Source organism: Arthrobacter sp. SX1312 (assembly GCF_002929295.1).
GTDB lineage: Bacteria > Actinomycetota > Actinomycetes > Actinomycetales > Micrococcaceae > Arthrobacter_D.
The window spans coordinates 709,973-728,565 of sequence record NZ_PJIM01000001.1 but is presented as its reverse complement, the minus strand read 5'-3'; the positions used below and the strand labels follow the sequence as shown (position 1 = coordinate 728,565).

Annotated in this window: 15 protein-coding genes and 2 tRNA genes; 10 read left to right on the top strand and 7 right to left on the bottom strand. The window is 67.5% G+C overall.

Features of this window, described 5'->3' with window-relative positions:
* Positions 1 to 21 precede the first annotated feature (21 nt).
* On the top strand, positions 22 to 492 hold the full coding sequence (locus CXQ92_RS03500) for a ribose-5-phosphate isomerase (RefSeq protein ID WP_104166680.1): 471 nt from the start codon (positions 22 to 24) through the stop codon (positions 490 to 492).
* The gene (locus tag CXQ92_RS03495) at positions 485 to 1,366 is read left to right on the top strand and encodes an Fpg/Nei family DNA glycosylase (protein WP_104165306.1); all 882 of its coding nucleotides are present in this window, start codon (positions 485 to 487) and stop codon (positions 1,364 to 1,366) included. Before CXQ92_RS03500 ends, CXQ92_RS03495 begins: the two co-directional genes overlap by 8 nt.
* A gap of 55 nt (positions 1,367 to 1,421) precedes the next feature.
* On the opposite strand, the gene CXQ92_RS03490 is transcribed toward CXQ92_RS03495, so the two are convergent.
* Positions 1,422 to 1,492: transfer RNA gene (locus CXQ92_RS03490), tRNA-Gly, on the bottom strand.
* Between the two features lie 114 nt (positions 1,493 to 1,606).
* Between CXQ92_RS03490 and CXQ92_RS03485 the strand changes: the two genes are divergently transcribed.
* The 5 genes from CXQ92_RS03485 to clpX all read left to right on the top strand — a co-directional run bounded on the left by CXQ92_RS03485 (position 1,607) and on the right by clpX (position 6,323).
* Positions 1,607 to 1,680, top strand: a tRNA-Pro gene (locus CXQ92_RS03485).
* 69 nt (positions 1,681 to 1,749) lie between these two features.
* Positions 1,750 to 3,273 carry a trigger factor gene (tig, locus tag CXQ92_RS03480; protein WP_104165304.1) on the top strand — a complete coding sequence of 508 codons (1,524 nt, stop codon included), beginning with the start codon at positions 1,750 to 1,752 and terminating at the stop codon, positions 3,271 to 3,273.
* Between the two features lie 247 nt (positions 3,274 to 3,520).
* Positions 3,521 to 4,147, top strand: coding sequence for an ATP-dependent Clp protease proteolytic subunit (locus CXQ92_RS03475; protein WP_306738385.1), 627 nt, complete (start codon positions 3,521 to 3,523; stop codon positions 4,145 to 4,147).
* 46 nt (positions 4,148 to 4,193) lie between these two features.
* Positions 4,194 to 4,868 (top strand): ATP-dependent Clp protease proteolytic subunit, encoded by a 675-nt coding sequence (locus CXQ92_RS03470; RefSeq protein ID WP_043445666.1) that lies wholly within the window; start codon positions 4,194 to 4,196, stop codon positions 4,866 to 4,868.
* 162 nt (positions 4,869 to 5,030) lie between these two features.
* Positions 5,031 to 6,323, top strand: coding sequence for an ATP-dependent Clp protease ATP-binding subunit ClpX (gene clpX / locus CXQ92_RS03465; RefSeq protein ID WP_104165300.1), 1,293 nt, complete (start codon positions 5,031 to 5,033; stop codon positions 6,321 to 6,323).
* Between the two features lie 54 nt (positions 6,324 to 6,377).
* On the opposite strand, the gene CXQ92_RS03460 is transcribed toward clpX, so the two are convergent.
* Positions 6,378 to 7,853, bottom strand: a complete 1,476-nt coding sequence (locus CXQ92_RS03460) for a glyceraldehyde-3-phosphate dehydrogenase (protein WP_104165298.1) — start codon at positions 7,851 to 7,853, stop codon at positions 6,378 to 6,380.
* 210 nt (positions 7,854 to 8,063) lie between these two features.
* Between CXQ92_RS03460 and CXQ92_RS03455 the strand changes: the two genes are divergently transcribed.
* Positions 8,064 to 8,681, top strand: coding sequence for a DsbA family protein (locus tag CXQ92_RS03455; protein WP_104165297.1), 618 nt, complete (start codon positions 8,064 to 8,066; stop codon positions 8,679 to 8,681).
* A gap of 65 nt (positions 8,682 to 8,746) precedes the next feature.
* Here the strand turns inward: CXQ92_RS03455 and valS are convergent, their stop codons facing one another.
* Together valS and CXQ92_RS03445 are read right to left on the bottom strand one after the other, a co-directional pair.
* Positions 8,747 to 11,371 (bottom strand): valine--tRNA ligase, encoded by a 2,625-nt coding sequence (gene valS / locus CXQ92_RS03450; protein ID WP_104165295.1) that lies wholly within the window; start codon positions 11,369 to 11,371, stop codon positions 8,747 to 8,749.
* A gap of 87 nt (positions 11,372 to 11,458) precedes the next feature.
* A complete protein-coding gene (locus CXQ92_RS03445; protein ID WP_104165293.1) occupies positions 11,459 to 12,982 on the bottom strand; it encodes a SulP family inorganic anion transporter in 1,524 nt (507 codons plus the stop codon).
* A gap of 176 nt (positions 12,983 to 13,158) precedes the next feature.
* Here CXQ92_RS03445 and CXQ92_RS03440 point away from each other — a divergent pair, with 176 nt between their 5' ends.
* Positions 13,159 to 13,563 carry a MerR family transcriptional regulator gene (locus tag CXQ92_RS03440; RefSeq protein WP_104165292.1) on the top strand — a complete coding sequence of 135 codons (405 nt, stop codon included), beginning with the start codon at positions 13,159 to 13,161 and terminating at the stop codon, positions 13,561 to 13,563.
* Positions 13,564 to 13,640: 77 nt separating this feature from the next.
* Here CXQ92_RS03440 and CXQ92_RS03435 read toward each other — a convergent pair whose 3' ends face one another.
* The 3 genes from CXQ92_RS03435 to CXQ92_RS03425 all read right to left on the bottom strand — a co-directional run bounded on the left by CXQ92_RS03435 (position 13,641) and on the right by CXQ92_RS03425 (position 16,871).
* Positions 13,641 to 14,021 carry a hypothetical protein gene (locus CXQ92_RS03435; RefSeq protein WP_104165290.1) on the bottom strand — a complete coding sequence of 127 codons (381 nt, stop codon included), beginning with the start codon at positions 14,019 to 14,021 and terminating at the stop codon, positions 13,641 to 13,643.
* A gap of 125 nt (positions 14,022 to 14,146) precedes the next feature.
* Positions 14,147 to 16,168, bottom strand: a complete 2,022-nt coding sequence (locus CXQ92_RS03430; protein WP_258069689.1) for an acyltransferase family protein — start codon at positions 16,166 to 16,168, stop codon at positions 14,147 to 14,149.
* A gap of 280 nt (positions 16,169 to 16,448) precedes the next feature.
* Positions 16,449 to 16,871 carry a MerR family transcriptional regulator gene (locus CXQ92_RS03425; RefSeq protein WP_258069688.1) on the bottom strand — a complete coding sequence of 141 codons (423 nt, stop codon included), beginning with the start codon at positions 16,869 to 16,871 and terminating at the stop codon, positions 16,449 to 16,451.
* Positions 16,872 to 17,017: 146 nt separating this feature from the next.
* On the opposite strand from CXQ92_RS03425, the gene CXQ92_RS03420 reads away from it, so the two are divergent.
* On the top strand, positions 17,018 to 18,535 hold the full coding sequence (locus CXQ92_RS03420; RefSeq protein WP_104165284.1) for a SulP family inorganic anion transporter: 1,518 nt from the start codon (positions 17,018 to 17,020) through the stop codon (positions 18,533 to 18,535).
* Positions 18,536 to 18,593 lie beyond the last annotated feature (58 nt).

Below are 18,593 nucleotides of genomic sequence, written 5' to 3'. Positions count from 1 at the left end.
ATCCAGAAGGAACCGATCATGATGCGCGTCCACCTCGCCACCGACCACGCCGGCATGGAGCTGAGCGCCCACCTGCTCTCGCACCTCACCGCGGCAGGCTACGACGTCGTCGACCACGGTCCGACGTCCTACGATCCCGAGGACGACTACCCCTCGTTCTGCATCGACGCTGCGCGGGCCGTCGTCGCGGACCAGGCTGCGGGCACCCGGGCCCTGGGGATCGTCCTCGGAGGCTCCGGGAACGGCGAGCAGATCGCCGCGAACAAGGTGCGCGGCGTCCGGGCCGCCCTCGCCTGGAGCCTCGACACGGCACGCCTGGCACGCCAGCACAACGACGCGAACGTCGTCGCGGTCGGCGGCCGGCAGCACTCCGTGGAGGAGGCGACCGCGATCATCGAGGCGTTCCTCTCCGAGCCCTTCAGCGGCGCCGAGCGGCACAGCCGCAGGATCGCTCAGGTGGCCCGGTTCGAGGAAACGGGAAGCGTTGCCTGAGGGCCACTCGGTCCACCGGCTCGCCCGGCAGTTCGGCTCCGTCTTCACCGGTGAGCGCCTCGCCGTCTCGAGCCCGCAGGGACGCTTCGCCGACGGAGCCGCGCAGCTCGACGGCGCCACGCTGGTCAGCGCGCTCGCGCACGGCAAGCAGATGTTCCTGCGGTTCGACAACCGCCGCGTCCTGCGCGTGCACCTCGGCCTGTACGGGGCGTGGACCTTCGGCGGCGACGAGACGTTCCGCGGGGCCTCGAGCATCGGAGCCCCGCGCCGGGTGGGGGAGTCGGAGCAGCCCTCCGAGGACGGCGTCGCCCTCGGCTACGCAGGCCCTCCCGCCCCTGTCGGCGCCGTCCGTGTCCGGTTCGTGTCGGCGCACGGCTGGGCGGACCTCCGGGGACCCACCGCGTGCGAGGTGATCACGGGGGCCGAGGAGAAGGCGGCCCGCGCGAAACTCGGTCCCGACCCGCTCCAGCCGCGATCGGACGGCACGCGGTTCGCGCAGAGACTCCTGTCCAGCATCACCCCCGTGGGCACCCAGCTGATGAACCAGGCGGTGATCGCAGGGATCGGCAACATCTACCGGGCCGAGGTGCTGTTCCTCCAGGGCATCAACCCATGGCGACCGGGCAAGCAGGTCCGCGACGACGAAGCGGCAGGCCTCTGGGCCGAGACGGTGCGACTGATGAAGGACGGAGTCCGGGACGGGCGCATCGTCACGACGACCCCGGAGGCGCGGAACGGGCGGCCGAAGCGTTCGGCCCCGCACTACGTCTACAAGCGGACGGGCAAGCCGTGCCGTCGCTGCGGGACCCCCATCCTCACCGCGGTGATGGCGGCCCGGAACGTCTATTGGTGCCCGCGGTGCCAGGAGGTTTAAAGAAAAGAACCCGGACCCAGGGTCCGGGTGATGCGGCCTCCAGGGCCGGGAGAAGAGGGGATGACGGGAATCGAACCCGCGTAATCAGTTTGGAAGACTGAGGCTTTACCATTAAGCTACATCCCCGCAACGGGCGCCTTTCGGTGCCCCGTGGAACGCCTATAACTACATCACAGCCGGCGCGCTATCGCCAAATGTGCGAGGTCAGCGTAAAGGTGCGTAGACTGGCACTCGCACTTACGGGGTGTAGCTCAGCTTGGTAGAGCGCCTGCTTTGGGAGCAGGAAGTCGCAGGTTCAACTCCTGTCACCCCGACTCTGTTGTGTGATGAGGAAAGTGCCTCCGCTGCAGAACCAATCCCAATCATTTCAGGAGTCCTACGCTGTGAAGAGCGCTGTTGAAACCCTTTCCCCCACCCGGGTGAAGCTGAACGTCGAGGTACCTTTCGAGGAACTGAAGCCCAGCATCGACGAGGCCTACAAGACCATCGCGACCCAGGTGCAGGTTCCAGGATTCCGCAAGGGCAAGGTTCCCACGCAGCTCATCGACCAGCGCGTCGGCCGCGGCTACGTCATCGAGACCGCCATCAACGACGGCCTCAACGGGTTCTACCAGAGCGCCGTGCAGGAGACGGGCATCCGCCCGCTCAGCCGCCCCGAGGTCGAGATCACCGAGGTCCCCGATCCCGCGAGGAAGGACGGCCAGCTGACGTTCAGCGTCGAACTGGACATCCGCCCCGAGATCGAGCTGCCCGACTACAAGGGCATCGAGGTCACCGTCGAGCCCGTCGAGGCCTCCGACGAGGACATCCAGAAGGCCATGGACGAGCTGCGCGGTCGCTTCGGCACCCTGACCGCCGTGGACCGTCCCGCCCAGGACGGCGACTTCCTCACCATCGACCTGACCGCGTCGGTCGGCGACGACGAGGTCGACTCCGCCCAGGACCTGTCCTACCAGATCGGCTCGGGCACCATGCTCGAGGGCATGGACGAGGCCGTCACCGGACTCTCCACCGACGAGGACGCCACGTTCGAGACCAAGCTGGCCGGCGGCGAGCACGCAGGTGCCGACGCGCAGGTCAAGGTCGTCGTCAAGGCGGTCAAGGAGCGCGAGCTCCCCGCGGTCGACGACGAGTTCGCCCAGCTGGCGTCGGAGTTCGACACCGCCGAGGAGCTGCGCGCCGATCTGTCGAAGCAGGCCTCCGAGTCCAAGCTGATGGACCAGGGCGTCGAGGCGCGCGACAAGGTCCTCGACAAGCTCGTCGAGCTCGTCGCCGTGCCGGTCCCCGCGAGCGTCATCGACGAGCAGCTCGAGCAGCACTTCAACGGCGAGAACGCCCACAGCGCCGGCGAGGACCACGACACCGAGGAGCACCGCGCGGAGATCCGCACGAACACGGAGCGTGCCTTCCAGAACGAGGTCATCCTCGACGCCGTCGCCGAGAAGGAAGAGGTCGGCGTCAGCCAGGCCGAGCTGATCGACTACATCGTCTCGACGGCCGGTCAGTACGGCATGGAGCCGAACCAGTTCGCCCAGATGCTGGACCAGAGCGGCCAGGTCCCGATGATCGTCGGAGAGGTGCGTCGCCGCAAGGCCCTCGCCAAGGTCCTCGAGTACGCCACGGTCACCGACACCAACGGCGCCTCCGTCGACCTCAGCGAGTTCGTCCGGCCCGTCGGCGACGACACCGAGACCATCAGCGCGGAGGACCTCGAGACCGAGCAGGACGTCGTCGAGGACGGCCAGGCGACCGAGGTCGCAGAGGCGCCCGAGGGCGACGTGGCCGACGTCGAGCAGACCGGGACCGAAGCCCCCGAGGCCGTAGCGCCGGAGGCTGCCGAGGAGCCCGAGGCCGCAGAGGCACCGAAGAAGAAGAGGGCGCCGCGCAAGAAGGCGGCCTCCGAGTAGCCAGCAGTGCAACCAGCGGTGCCGCAGCCTCCGGGCGGCGGCACCGCTGTTTTTTTAAGCCCTGAGGAGACGGGCGAAAGCCCTCGGCGAACGGCATCCGGAGGGCCGCGGCGCGACCGTGCGCCGTCAGCGAACAGTTCCCGGAGCGGGAGCAATTCGTCACGCCAGCGGGTTAGTGTCCAAGGAGAGACAAACGGACGGGTCGGCCGAAGCGGCAGCGGCCCGCCAGAGTGAGAGGTTAACGTCAATGGCAACCGAACCAAGCACCCCGAGCATGGCCGGCCCCGAGATGGGCGGTCGTGACGACTACATCTACAACAGGCTCCTCAAGGAGCGCATCATCTGGCTCGGTTCGGAGGTCCGCGACGACAACGCGAACGCCATCTGCTCTCAGCTCCTGCTGCTGTCGGCCGAGGATCCCGAGCGCGACATCTTCCTCTACATCAACTCGCCGGGTGGCTCGGTGACCGCCGGGATGGCGATCTACGACACCATGCAGTTCATCCCCAACGACGTCGTCACGGTGGCCACCGGCCTCGCCGCCTCGATGGGCCAGTTCCTGCTCTCCTCGGGCACCAAGGGCAAGCGCTACGCCACCCCCCACGCCCGGATCCTCATGCACCAGCCGTCCGGCGGCATCGGCGGAACCGCGACGGACATCCGGATCCAGGCCGAGCTGATCCTGCACATGAAGCGCGTCATGGCCGAGCTCACGGCGGAGCAGACGGGTCAGACGGTCGAGAAGATCCTCAAGGACAACGACCGCGACAAGTGGTTCACGGCCCAGGAGGCCCTCGACTACGGGTTCTTCGACCACATCTCCGCGCACTCGGGCTCCGTGGCCGGCGGCGGCGGAACCGACCAGACCTCCTAGTCCGCGCCCAGCCCCTATCTTCACCAGTCGTCCTACAGGAGACACCATGAACCACGAATTCCAGGCAGCAGCGGGATCGACGGCGCAGAACCTGCCGACCAGCCGCTACATCCTTCCCCAGTTCGAAGAGCGCACGCCCTACGGCTTCAAGCGCCAGGACCCGTACACGAAGCTGTTCGAGGACCGCATCATCTTCCTCGGCACGCAGGTGGACGACGCCTCAGCGGACGACGTCATGGCCCAGCTGCTCGTCCTCGAGTCCACGGACCCCGAGCGCGACATCACGCTCTACATCAACTCGCCCGGCGGCTCGTTCACGGCCATGACGGCGATCTACGACACCATGCAGTTCATCCGGCCCGAGGTGCAGACCGTGTGCCTCGGCCAGGCTGCCAGTGCCGCGGCGGTCCTGCTGGCCGCGGGAGCCCCGGGCAAGCGGCTGGCCCTGCCGAACGCGCGCGTGCTGATCCACCAGCCGGCCCTCTCCGGAGGACAGGGCGGGCAGGCCTCCGATCTGGAGATCCAGGCCAACGAGGTCATGCGCATGCGCACCTGGCTGGAGGACACCCTGGCCCTCCACTCGGGTCGCAGCTCGGAGCAGGTCAACATCGACATCGAGCGCGACAAGATCCTCACCGCGGCCGACGCCGTCGAGTACGGACTGGTCGACGAGGTCCTGACCTCGCGGAAGATCACCCCGCCGAAGATCAACACCCCGTAGCAGGACGGCGGATCCGGGGGCGGACCGGGCCCGGATCCCGCCGCCCGGTCCGTTCCGCGCCCGTGGTGCCGCATGGCACCACGGGCCTTTTGATACTGGCTCCCGCGCCCGGGTGGCCTAGAGTGGTGATAGCAATCGCGATATACCTAAGGGGACTGGACCATGGCTCGCATTGGTGAGAGCACGGATCTGCTCAAGTGCTCTTTCTGCGGGAAGAGCCAGAAGCAGGTCCGCAAACTGATCGCGGGCCCCGGCGTGTACATCTGCGACGAGTGCATCGACCTGTGCAACGAGATCATCGAGGAGGAGCTGTCCGAGGTCGCCGACCTCGGGACGTTCGAGCTCCCGAAGCCCCGCGAGATCTTCGACTTCCTGCAGGAGTACGTGGTGGGCCAGGAGCCCGCGAAGCGCTCCCTCGCCGTCGCCGTCTACAACCACTACAAGCGCATCCAGTCGGGTAACGGGCCCCGCGCGGCCGGTACCCTGGCCGACGCCGTCGAGACCGAGGACGTCGAGATCGCGAAGTCCAACATCCTGCTCATCGGGCCCACCGGATGCGGCAAGACCTATCTCGCGCAGACCCTCGCCCGGCGGCTCAACGTGCCCTTCGCCGTGGCCGACGCAACGGCACTCACCGAGGCGGGCTATGTCGGCGAGGACGTGGAGAACATCCTGCTGAAGCTGATCCAGGCCGCCGACTACGACGTCAAGAAGGCCGAGCAGGGCATCATCTACATCGACGAGATCGACAAGATCTCCCGCAAGAGCGAGAACCCGTCGATCACGCGTGACGTCTCGGGCGAGGGCGTCCAGCAGGCGCTGCTGAAGATCCTCGAGGGCACCGTCGCCTCCGTTCCGCCGCAGGGCGGGCGCAAGCACCCGCACCAGGAATTCATCCAGATCGACACCACGAACGTCCTCTTCATCGTCGCCGGCGCCTTCGCCGGTCTCGAGGAGATCATCGGTTCACGTGCGGGCCGCAAGGGCATCGGCTTCGGCGCCCCGCTGAGCTCCCTGAAGAACGAGGAGGCGAGCTACGGGGACGTCATGCCGGAGGATCTGCTGAAGTTCGGCCTCATCCCCGAGTTCATCGGCCGGCTGCCCGTCATCACCACCGTCACCCACCTCGACCGCCCGGCCCTGATGCAGATCCTGACCGCGCCGAAGAACGCCCTGCTCAAGCAGTACCAGAAGATGTTCCTGCTCGACGGCGTCGAGCTCGTCCTCGAACCGAAGGCCCTCGAGGCCATCGCCGACCTCGCGCTGGATCGCGGGACCGGCGCGCGGGGCCTTCGCGCCATCATGGAGGAAGTCCTCCTGCCGGTCATGTTCGACCTCCCCAGCCGCGAGGACATCGCGACGGTGGTCATCACCGACGACGTCGTCGCCAAGCGCGCCGAACCCACCCTCATCTCGCACGAGGTGGCGTCCAAGCGCCGCAACAAGTCCGCCTGATCGTCCCATGCGAAAGGCCCGGCCGGACGGCCGGGCCTTTCGCATGTCCGCCGGTCAGGGGTTCGCTGCCACCGCGGCGTCGAGGGCGGCGACGGGGTACGACGGCGGATGCACCGCAGCCATCTCCTCCAGCACCCGCACCACCTGGCAGCTGTACCCGAACTCGTTGTCGTACCAGACGTACAGGACGAGGTAGGTGCCGTCGGCGATCGTCGCGAGGCCGTCGACGATGCCCGTGCGTCGCGACCCGACGAAGTCCGTCGAGACCACCTCCGGGCTGTCGATGTAGTCCACCTGCTTCCGCATGCCCGAGTGGAGGGACATCTCGCGGAGGTAGGTGTTGACCTCCTCCTTCGTGGTCCCGTGCTCGAGGGTCAGGTTGAGGATGGCGATCGAGACGTCCGGGGTCGGCACGCGGATGGAACTGCCGGTGAGCTTGCCCGCCAGTTCGGGCAGCGCCTTCGCCACCGCCGTCGCCGCTCCCGTCTCCGTGAGGACCATGTTGAGTGCCGCCGAGCGCCCGCGCCGGTCGCCGCGGTGGAAGTTGTCGATCAGGTTCTGGTCGTTCGTGAAGGAATGGACGGTCTCCACGTGCCCGTGGATGACGCCGAAGCGGTCGTTGACCGCCTTGAGGACGGGCGTGATCGCGTTGGTGGTGCAGGATGCGGCCGTGATGATGCGGTCGGTGTCCTCGATGGCGGCGTGGTTGATGCCGTGCACGATGTTCTTCAGGCTGCCCTTGCCGGGCGCGGTCAGCAGCACCTTGGCCACGCCGCGGCTCCTCAGGTGCTGGGACAGCCCGTCGGCGTCGCGCCAGCGGCCCGTGTTGTCCACGACGATGGCGTCGTGGATGCCGTACGCCGTGTAGTCGATGGTCGCGGGATCGTCGGAGTAGATCACCTGGATGCGGATCCCGTTGGCGGTGATCGTGTTCGACGCCTCGTCCACCTGGATGGTCCCCTCGAAGGACCCGTGGACCGAATCGCGGCGCAGCAGGCTCGCGCGTTTGGCGAGGTCGTTGTCCGAGCCGCGGCGGACGACGACGGCGCGCAGCCGCAGCCCGTGGCCTCCGCCGGCCTTCTCGATGAGGAGGCGGGCCACCAGGCGCCCGATCCGCCCGAAGCCGTACAGGACGACGTCGGTGCTCGTGCGTTCGTCGCGCCCGCCATGGCCGACGATGTCTGCGAGCTCCGCGCGAAGGAACTCCTCGAGGGTCAGGTCGTCCCCGGCGCGGTCGTAGGCGAGGCGGAGGCGTCCGATGTCGATCGCTGCTGCTCCGAGGTCCAGGTCGACGAGGACCTGCAGCAGGGGAGCGGTGTCCTCGAGCAGGAGCTCCTCGGTGGTGATGCGGCGCGCGAAGCGGTGCGCCTTGAGGATGTTCATCGTGGACTTGTTGATGAGGCTGCGTCCATGGATGCTCGTCACGACATTGTTCTCGCGGTACAGGCGTCCGATGAGCGGGATCATGGCTTCGGCGAGTGCCTCGCGTTCGAGCCAGGTGTCGTGGGTCTCGGTCCTGTGGTGCTGCACAGCGGCATCCTTTTCCGCACCGGGGTGGCCGGTGCGAGCTCATCCAGCCCGATGGCGACGCAGGGATAGCGCCAGGCATCCTCGACTGGTCGTGTCCTCTCATTAGACCGCCTCCTGCGGGCCTGCACCAATTCGGCCGGAATAGCGGGCCGCCGGGGCGGGTTGCACCCGGAAAGGCCTCGGCCTCACCAACCCTGCAAGGAGCACCCCATGAGCGCGTCCACGACCGTCGAGAAGGCCGATTTCTGGTTCGACCCCCTGTGTCCCTTCGCCTGGATCACGTCCCGCTGGATGGGCGAGGTGGAGCAGGTGCGTGACATCTCGGTCGCCTGGCACGTCATGAGCCTGTCCGTCCTCAACGAAGGACGGGACCTCCCCGAGGAGTACCAGGCCATGATGGTGCAGGGCTGGGGCCCGGTGCGCGTCATCATCGCCGCAGCCGAGCTGCACGGCGACGAGTACATCAAGAAGCTGTACGACGCGATGGGGACCCGCATCCACATCGGCCAGAACAGGGACTTCGACGTCGTGATCCGGGAGTCGCTGGACGAGGTGGGCCTGCCGGCCGACCTCGCCTCCTACGCGCACACCGACGAGTACGACGCCCGGCTGCGCGCGTCCCACAAGGACGGCATCGACCGTGTGGGCGACGAGGTCGGCACGCCCGTCGTGGCTTTCAACGGCACCGCGTTCTTCGGTCCGGTCCTCACCAGGATCCCCCGTGGCGAGGAGGCCGGCAGGATCTTCGACGGCGCCGTCCTGATGTCCGAGTTCCCCGGATTCTTCGAACTCAAGCGCTCCCGCACGGAGAGCCCGCGGTTCGACTAGCCTCCGGTCGGCCCGAACGCAGGAAGGGACCCGCCCACCGGCGGGCCCCTTCCTGCGTCGGGTGGCTACTCCGCGGGCTGCGGCACCAGTTCGACGTCGGAGACGCTCAGTGCGCCGTCCCCTTCGACGACCTGGAGGTCCCGGGCGTTGCCGGCCGCGAGGAGGTCTGCCAGGCCCGCACGGATCTGCCCCACCTGGGCGGCGGACGCCGTGACGACGGCGCGCTCCACCTCGGTGCGCTGCTTGACCTTGGCCTCGGACTTGGCCTTGCGGATACCCCCGAGGGCCAGGGCCACGGAGGTGAGGACGCCGGCGTCGGCCGTGTCCGGCAGGGCCGTGAGCGCGTCGGCGCCGGGCCAGGCCGCCTGGTGCACCGATCCCTCGCGCCACCAGCTCCAGACCTCTTCGGTGGCGAACGGCAGGAACGGCGCGAACAGGCGCAGCAGGGCGTCCAGCGTCGTCGCCAGCGCGGCCTGGACCGACTGCGTCCCGGCGTCACCCGCGTCGCCGTAGGCACGGTCCTTGACCAGTTCCACGTAGTCGTCCGTGAAGGTCCAGAAGAAGGACTCCGTGAGCTGGAGGGCACGGGCGTAGTCGTACTTCTCGAAGGCTGCCGTGGCCTGCTCGGTCACCGTGCGGAGCTGGACGAGCAGGGAGGTGTCCAGCGCGTTCGAGACACGGTCCAGTGCACCGGAGCCGATGGACGCCTCGGTGACGCCGAGGTTGAGGACGAACTTCGAGGCGTTGAGCAGCTTGATCGCCAGGCGCCGGCCGATCTTCATCTGGTTCACCTCGTAGGCGGTGTCCGCGCCGAGCTTCGCCGACGCGGCCCAGTACCGCACGGCGTCAGCGCCGAACTGCTCCAGGACGTCCGTGGGGACCACGACGTTCCCCTTGGACTTCGACATCTTCTTGCGGTCGGGGTCGAGGATCCAGCCGGACAGGGCCGCATGCTTCCACGGCACCGAGTCCTGGAGCGCATCCGCGCGGACCGCCGTCGAGAACAGCCAGGTGCGGATGATGTCGTGCCCCTGCGGGCGCAGGTCGAACGGGAACACCTTCCCGAAGAGATCCTCGTCCCGCGCCCAGCCGCCCACGATCTGCGGGGTAAGGGACGACGTCGCCCAGGTGTCCAGCACGTCGCTGTCGCCGATGAAGCCGCCGGGCCGGTTGCGGGCGGATTCCTCGAACCCGGGAGCCGGGTCGGCGGCCGGATCGACGGGCAGGGACTCGAGGGCCGGGATGATCGGGTCCTCGTACTCCGGTTCGCCGTCGCCATCGAGGCGGTACCAGACGGGGACGGGGACGCCGAAGAAGCGCTGTCGCGAGACGAGCCAGTCGCCGTTCAGTCCCTCGATCCAGTTCTCGTAGCGGGACCGCATGAAGGAGGGGTGGAAATCGATCTCGCGACCCCGCTGGATCAGCGCCTCCCGCTTGCCGGCGTCGCGCCCGCCGTTGCGGATGTACCACTGGCGGCTGGTCACGACCTCGAGGGGCTTGTCGCCCTTCTCGTAGAAGTTGACCGGGTGCATGATCTTCTTCGGCTCGCCCTCGAGGTCCCCGCTCTCGCGGAGCAGGGCGACGACGGCCTCCTTGGCGCTGAAGATGGTTTTGCCGGCCAGCCGGCCGTAGTTCTCGCGGGCCTTCTCGGTCGTGATCCACTCGGGTGCCTCGGCGCGGAGCCGGCCGTCGCGGCCGACGACGGCGCGGGTGGGCAGCTGCAGTTCCCGCCACCAGGTGACGTCGGTCAGGTCGCCGAACGTGCAGATCATGGCGATACCGCTGCCCTTGTCGGGCTTCGCCAGGGGATGCGCCTTGATCTCGACCTCGACGTCGAACAGCGGGCTGGTGACCGTGGTGCCGAAGAGCGGCTTGTAGCGCTCGTCGTCGGGGTGCGCCACGAGGGCCACGCAGGCGGGCAGCAGCTCGGGGCGCGTGGTCTCAATGTGGATCCGCGAGCCGTCGGGGGCGTGGAACGCGATGCGGTGGTAGGCGCCGGGCTGCTCGCGGTCCTCGAGTTCGGCCTGCGCGACCGCGGTCCGGAAGGTGACGTCCCACAGCGTCGGCGCCTCGGCGAGGTAGGCGTCCCCGGCCTTGAGGTTCTCGAGGAAGGCGCGCTGCGAGACGGCGCGTGAGGTGTCATCGATGGTCCGGTAGGTCAGGTCCCAGTCCACCGAGAGGCCCAAGGTGCTGAAGAGGTTCTCGAAGACCAACTCGTCCTCGACCGCCAGCTCCTCGCAGAGTTCGATGAAGTTCTTCCGCGAGACCGCGTCGAAGTCCCGCTGGTTCTTCGCGGGCTCGGCGGGGGGCCGGTAGTCGGCGTCGTACGGCACGGAGGGGTCGCAGCGGACGCCGTAGTAGTTCTGGACGCGGCGCTCGGTCGGCAGTCCGTTGTCGTCCCAGCCCATCGGGTAGAAGACGTTGGCGCCGCGCATGCGCTTGAACCGCGCCATGACATCGGTCTGCGTGTAGGAGAACATGTGCCCCACGTGGAGCGATCCCGAAGCGGTGGGCGGGGGAGTGTCGATCGAGTAGACGTCCTCGCGCGTCGTGTCACGCTTGAAGGCGTAGGTGCCGTCCTCGCGCCACTGGCGGGACAGTCTCTCCTCGAGGCCCTCGAGCACGGGCTTGTCGGGGACGGAAACGGGCTGGGGGGAGGGCGTGTCTGTGCCCTGGGTGGTATCGGCCATTCCTCCATTGTTCCCTACTGTCCGCGGACTCCGGCACGCCGGTGGCTTCCATGCCGGAAGTACGCCGGCTGCTCCCGGCGCGGCCGGTCAGTGGCCGGCGCCGAGCTTCCCGCCCAGACGTTCACGCATCATCGTGGAGGCCTCGTTGAGTCCGACGATCGTGACCTCGGTGCCGTGGGTGCGGTACTTCTCGGTGATGGCGTCCAGCGCGGCGATGGTGGAGGCGTCCCAGAGGTGGGATCCGTGCAGGTCGATGGTGACCCGGTGGGGGTCTGTGGCGTACTCGAACTGGGTGTAGAGGTCGTTGGAGGACGCGAAGAACAGTTCGCCGTCGACCGTGTAGGTGGCGTGCCGGTCCCCGTCCACGGTGGTCTCGGTCCGTTCGACGGTGACGAAGTGCGCCACGCGGCGGGCGAACGCGACCATGGCCACGAGGACGCCGACGCCGACGCCGATGGCGAGGTTGTGGGTCCATACGGTGACGATGACGGTCGCGAGCATGACGGTCGTCTCGCTCTTGGGCATCCGCTTCAGCGTTCCGGGCTGGATGCTGTGCCAGTCGAAGGTGGCGATGGCCACGAAGATCATGACAGCGACGAGGGCGGCCATCGGGATCAGGGCGACGATGCCGCCGAGGACGACGACGAGGACGAGCAGGAAGATCCCGGCGAGGAACGTGCTGATCCGGGTGCGGGCGCCGGAGGCCTTCACGTTGATCATGGTCTGGCCGATCATGGCGCAGCCGCCCATGCCGCCGAAGAACCCGGTAATGATGTTCGCCGTGCCCTGGCCCCAGGACTCGCGGGTCTTGTTGGAGCGGGTGTCGGTGATGTCGTCGACGAGCTTGGCGGTCATGAGGGACTCGAGGAGCCCGACGGCGGCCAGCGCCAGCGAGAACGGGGCGATGATCTGGAGGGTCTCGAGGGTCAGCGGCACGTTCGGGAAGAACAGGGACGGCAGGCTCTCGGGCAGCTCACCCTTGTCGCCGACGGTCGGGACGAGCACGTTGGCGAGGACCGCGAACACGGTCAGGACCACGATGGCGACCAGCGGTGCGGGCACCGCCCTGGTGAGGCGCGGCAGTCCGAAGACGATGAGCAGGCCGACGGCGACCATCGGATACACGAGGAAGGGTACGTCCACGAGCTCGGGGACCTGCGACATGAAAATGAGGATGGCGAGGGCGTTGACGAAGCCCACCATGACGGAGCGGGGGATGAACCGCATGAGCCGGGCGACGCCGGTGACGCCGAGGATCACCTGGAAGAGACCGCCGAGGATCACTGCGGCGATGAAGTAGTCCACGCCGTGGCTGGCTACCAGCGGGGCGATGACCAGGGCGATCGCGCCGGTCGCTGCGGAGATCATGGCCGGGCGTCCACCGAGGAAGGCGATGGAGACCGCCATCGTGAACGAGGCGAACAGGCCCAGCCGCGGGTCGACGCCGGCGATGATCGAGAAGGCGATGGCCTCCGGGATGAGGGCGAGGGCGACCACGAGGCCGGCGAGGACCTCGGTCTTCAGCAGACGCGGGTTCCGAAGCGTTCGGGCGACCGACTGGCGTTCGACCGGGGTGAGTTCTGGTCTCGCAGTGGGTGCGGCTGCTGACATGGCGGGATCCTTCGTGCGTTGGAGTACAGGGCGGCGGGAGACGGCTGGTTCGCCGCTCGGGAAGGGGAGCTAGGCTGTACGCCGGCGTACAGAAGAACCGCGGGATGCCGCAGTAACCGTTAAACTCTAACTTAACGTCACGTGAGGTTGTAGCAGGCATGGAAAGGGAAGCACGGATGAGTGATGCGACACCGGAGGTCGCCGAGGCGGGCCGGACCATGCATATCGGCGAGCTGGCCGAGCGCACAGGCCTGTCCCTGCGAACGATCCGTCACTACGACGAGGTCGGTATCCTCCCGGCGACGTCCCGCACCGAAGGCGGGTTCCGCGTCTACACCGAGAACGACCTCGAGCGGTTGATGGTGATCCGCCGGATGAAGCCACTGGGCTTCACCCTCGAGGAGATGACGGACCTCCTCTCCGTCCTGGACGCCCTGCAGCTGGAGACGGACCCGGCGGCGGCCGATGAGCTGCGCGCACGCCTTGCCGCCTTCCGGGACACGGCCGTCGAAAGGCGGGCCAAGATGGTCGAGACCCTCGCCCGCGCCGACGAGTTCATCGACGTCCTCACCCGCTACTGACCCAATACCCCGGCATCATCGCGGCGTCATCGGCGGCGTCCGCACCAGCCATGTGCTCATCGCCTACCGCGGTGGGGTCAGGCGGTCAGCCAAGGGTAGCGGCTGCCAAGAAGATTGGTGATGCGGGTCAGAGCCTGGGCCTGGGCGTCGGTGACGACGGTGCGACGCGACAGTGCGTAGGCAAAGGCGCCGAGTCTGATCCTGTAGCGTGCGGCGAGCTCTGAGTGGGGGGCGGCGCAGAGGGTGTCGACGGCTCGGACCATGTCTCGCATCTCCTCGATTCTGAAGTTGAGCACGTCCATGTGCGTCAGGATTTCCAGAAGCATGGTCTGGTCAACGCCGAACAGGGGGCCCTCGCCTGGGTCGATGGTCACCGGTTCGATGATGTGCAGCAGCAATAGGTTCTCGATCACGTCCTCAGGAACGCCGCTGGTGAGCGATGTGTCCTTCAGGTCCATAAGAGTTGTTGTCGGGGCGGTCTTTTGGCTTTCCATGGTTGTCCTCCACTTGGTGACGGGGTTCTGACTATGGGTTCTCTGGCTTTCTGTGCGAGGGCCTCGAGTCCTTAGGGGCGTCCTGCGCTTTACAGGGCAGGCTTCTGGCTGGGGGTGCGCGGTGCGGTGGCCGTCCACCCGGTGGTCGCGAACAGCTGGTCCTCGAAGTAATCGGTGAGAGTTTCGACGTACGTGCGGGTGAGGTGGTCCAGGTCCATGTACACGAAGACATTGCCGACGACGGCCGGGCAGGTGGTGTCGGTGCAGTATGCCGGTGTGAGGTCCAATGAATGCACGAGCGGTTCCCGGGCCGCGATCGCTTCGACCGGATTGACGGGTAGGAGCGCCTGACCGCGGGGGGTGTTGCACTGCGGTGCGTCCTGCCCGTGGAGCTCGACGCATTCGAACATGTTGATCGGGAAGCGGGGATTGTCCCGGATGGCGAGGACTTCGATGCCGTCCTCGAGGAAGACACCGATGCCTTCTTCCCAGGCCGGGACGAGGAGCTCGTGCGGTTCCTCGGCCGTGCTGAGGGTGCCGTGGGTGATGACCGCGTCGGGCTGCAGGTCCAGCACGTACTCGCGGGCGGCGTCATTGCGCGCATTGCATGCGTCATCGCGGGTGTCGGACTCCGCTCCGTAGCGGCAGGCGTTGCGGAGCAGGGTGATCATCCGCCACTGGTTCTTCTCGGCGATGTGGGTGAGTGCGGGCATGAGTTGGTTGGCGTGCGAGTCGCCGAGGACGACGACCGTACGGGTTGCCTGCCCGTCGGGTTCGATCTGGTGGCAAGTCTCCAGCGCCTCGTCCTGAGGCCGGTATCCGCCTTCGCAGGAGGGCCCCGCCTTGCCCCATTCAGCGCCCAGATCTGTGGCGGCCGGCACCAGCGCGGCGTCCGGTAGGGTCGCGTGCTCCTCGGGTGAGAGGAGCGCTTGCGCTCCGGGGTTCAGCGCCGCCGGTTGCTGTGCGAGTTGCTCCTCCTTGATGCTGATGCGCGTCTCCCAGCCGGAGAGGGGAACGGCGACGATCAGGGCGCAGCCGACGGTGAGCAGGGCGTTGCGTCGCTTGCGGCGGTGCACCCACGACCAGCCCTGCAAAGGACGCTCGACCAGGCGCATCGTGCCCCACGACAGGGCCGCGGACAGGGCGATGATCAGGGCGCCCTCGCCGAGGGACACGGCGCTGGTTCCAGTGGTGACGAGGTAGGTGATCAGGATCGGCCAGTGCCACAGGTACAGGGCGTAGGAGATCCGCCCGACCGACAGGACCGGTGCTGCACTGAGGATCCGGTCGATGCCGAGCGGGTGACGGGGCTGTTGTCCCTGTGGGCCGGCGGCGATGACGGCGGCGGCACCGAGGACGGGGATCAGGGCGATCCAGCCGGGGAACTGGTTCTCGACCTGCACGACGAGGCCGCAGGCGATGATCATCAGGATGCCGGCCCAGCCCAGGGCCAGCCGGGTCAGTCGGTTCAGGTTCAGGTGGGGCAGGGCCAGGGCCAGCAGGGATCCGGCGGCGAACTCCCACAGCCTCGCCCGGGTGTCGAAGTACGCGAAGGCCTGGTTCGTCGTCGTCTGGTGCACCGAGAAGGCAAGCGACACGGCGAAGATCAGGGAAAAGACCGTTCCTGCGACCACGGTGAAGGAGAACCGGGTGCGCCGGGCGGCGAGGATGCAGCCGGCCAGGATCAGCGGCCAGAGGACGAACACCTGGCCCTGGATGGACAGGGACCAGAAGTGCTGGAACGGACTGGCCGTCGCGGCGTCGGCTGCCTGGTAGTCCACGGCGCCGAACGCCAGGTCCCAGTTCTGCACATACAGCAGCGACGCCCAGGCGTGTTCGATCAGAGTGCCCCACCTGACCTGCGGGAAGAATGCGATCGATGCAAGGACGGTTGCGAGCAGGACGACCGCGGCCGGCGGCAGGAGCCGCCCGAACACGCGCGTCCAGTACGTGCGCAACCCCAGCGGGCCCGCCGTGGAGCGGCGGGCGAATGAGGCGGTGAGGAGGAACGCGGAGACGAGCAGGAAGACGTCCACTCCGCCCGATACCCGTCCCAGCCACACGTGATAGACCACGACCAGGACGAGGGCGACCGCGCGGAGGCCCTGCACCTCCGGCCGGAAAATGCCCGACGAATCGGCCGGCGTAGCTGTAGGGAGGCGCCCGGGACTGGGTGGTGTTCCGGGTTGTCGGACTGTGTGCGATGTCGTCAAGAGGTGTCTCCTACCCGTGGTGGGGACCGGGTGATCGTGCCGGGTGAGTCGTTGCGGGGGCTGTAAGGCGACCACGAGTGGTGGCCGAGGGCATCGGGGTCGCAGGCCGCCCGCAGCATGAGGGCCGGGGTCGGCGACGAGGGTCCCGGATCTGCCGCTGATCCTGAGGCTGTGGTGTCTACCCCGGCTGCTGAACCGCGGGCTGAAAGGGGTGCTGGAGATTGGTGGATACCTGGATGATGAGGTCATCGGCGCGGTCGAGGTCAGCCGCGAGTTTTGTCCGGCGCCGGCGCGCTTCCCCGAGCAGGGTTTCCATCGCGTCGAGATTCACCAGCCCGTGGTAGCCCGAGCGTGCTGTGAGGACGTCGAGGAGCTCACCGATTTCCTCGAGGCTGAATTTCAGGGCACGTGCCTGACGAATAAGGGTCAGCCTGGTGGAGTCGTCTTCCGAGTAGACCCGGAACCCTCCATCGGTGCGCCCGCTGGGGCGGAGGAGTCCGATCTCGTCATAGTGGCGCAGCGTGCGCAGGGACAGGCCTGTCCGATCTGCGAGCTCACCGATATGCACGGAAAATCCTCCTGATCGCTTGGCCTGCCCCACACGCCCAACTCTACCATTACGTTAGAGTACAGTTAAGCATGGGCCTGATGGCCCCTTCCTTCTTCCCGGACGCAGCGTCGCGTCCCCACCTTCTTCACCACCGAGGGCAGCCAATGCGCCCTCCTGATCCCTGGAAGGGGACTCCCATGGCTGTTGCCACCACCGCTCCGCCGTTGACGCCCGAGGACCGCCAATCCGTCCGGCGGACCCTGCGCGCGCCGCGCCTCCTGCGCACCGAGGTCCTCGCCGGCCTCGTCGTCGCCCTGGCACTGATTCCCGAGGCCATCGCGTTCTCCCTCATCGCAGGTGTCGACCCGCGGATCGGTTTGTTCGCCTCCTTCACCATGGCGGTATCCATCGCGTTCCTCGGCGGCCGCCCCGCCATGATTTCCGCGGCCACAGCCGCGACGGCCCTGGTCATCGCGCCGCTCGTGGCCAGTCATGGAATCGATCACTTCATTGCCGCGGTCATCCTGGCCGGAGTCTTCCAGGTGCTTCTCGGCGTGCTCGGGGTCGCGAAGCTCATGCGGTTCATCCCCCGCTCCGTCATGGTGGGCTTCGTGAACGCCCTGGCCATCCTGATCTTCACCTCCCAGCTGCCCGAGCTCCTCGGGGTTCCCTGGCTCGTGTACCCGATGGTCGCCGTCGGACTGGTCATCATCTTCCTGCTGCCGCGTATCACCCGCGCGGTTCCCGCACCCCTGGTCGCGATCGTCGTCGTCACCGCGGCCGCGGTCGTCTTCGCGATCACCGTCCCCACCGTGGGAGACAAAGGCGAGCTGCCCGAGAGCCTGCCGTTCCTGTTCTTCCCGAACGTGCCGCTGACCCTCGAGACCTTCCAGATCATCGCCCCGTTCGCGGCCGGCATGGCCGTGGTCGGTCTGATGGAATCGCTGATGACCGCGAAGCTCGTCGATGACGTCACCGACACCCGGTCGAACAAGACCCGCGAATCGTGGGGTCAGGGCGCGGCGAACATCATCACCGGGTTCTTCGGCGGCATGGGCGGCTGCGCGATGGTCGGCCAGACCATGATCAACGTGAAGGCCTCCGGAGCGCGCACAAGGCTTTCCACGTTCATGGCCGGACTGTTCGTCCTCGTCCTCGTCGTCGCCCTCGGTGACGTGGTCGCCCTGATCCCGATGGCCGCCCTGGTCGCGGTGATGATCTTCGTGTCCATCGCCACGTTCGATTGGCACAGCATCCAGCCCGGAACGCTGAAGCGGATGCCCAAGAGCGAGACGACCGTCATGCTCGCCACGGTCATCGTGACGGTCTGGACGCACAACCTCGCCATCGGCGTCATCGTCGGTGTCCTCGTGGCCATGGTCGCGTTCGCCCGCCGGGTCGCGCACTTCGTCACGGTCGAACGGACCGTAGAGGAACACTTCGGCGTACCCGTCGCGAAGTACGAGGTGTCAGGTGAGTTGTTCTTCGCCTCCTCCAATGACCTCTACACGCAGTTCGAGTACGCCGAGGACCCGGACACCATCGTCATCGACATGTACGGATCCCACCTCTGGGATGCATCGACCATCGCCGCGCTGGACGCGATCACCGCCAAGTACGACAGCTACGGCAAGAGCGTCCAGATCGAGGGCCTCAACATCGCGAGCCTCGCCATCCGCGAACGCCTCGGTGGGCACCTCGGCGGCGGCCACTGACACCAGAAGGGCCGGCCCCGGGCGGATTGCCACCGGTCGACCTGAACCATCCCGCGGC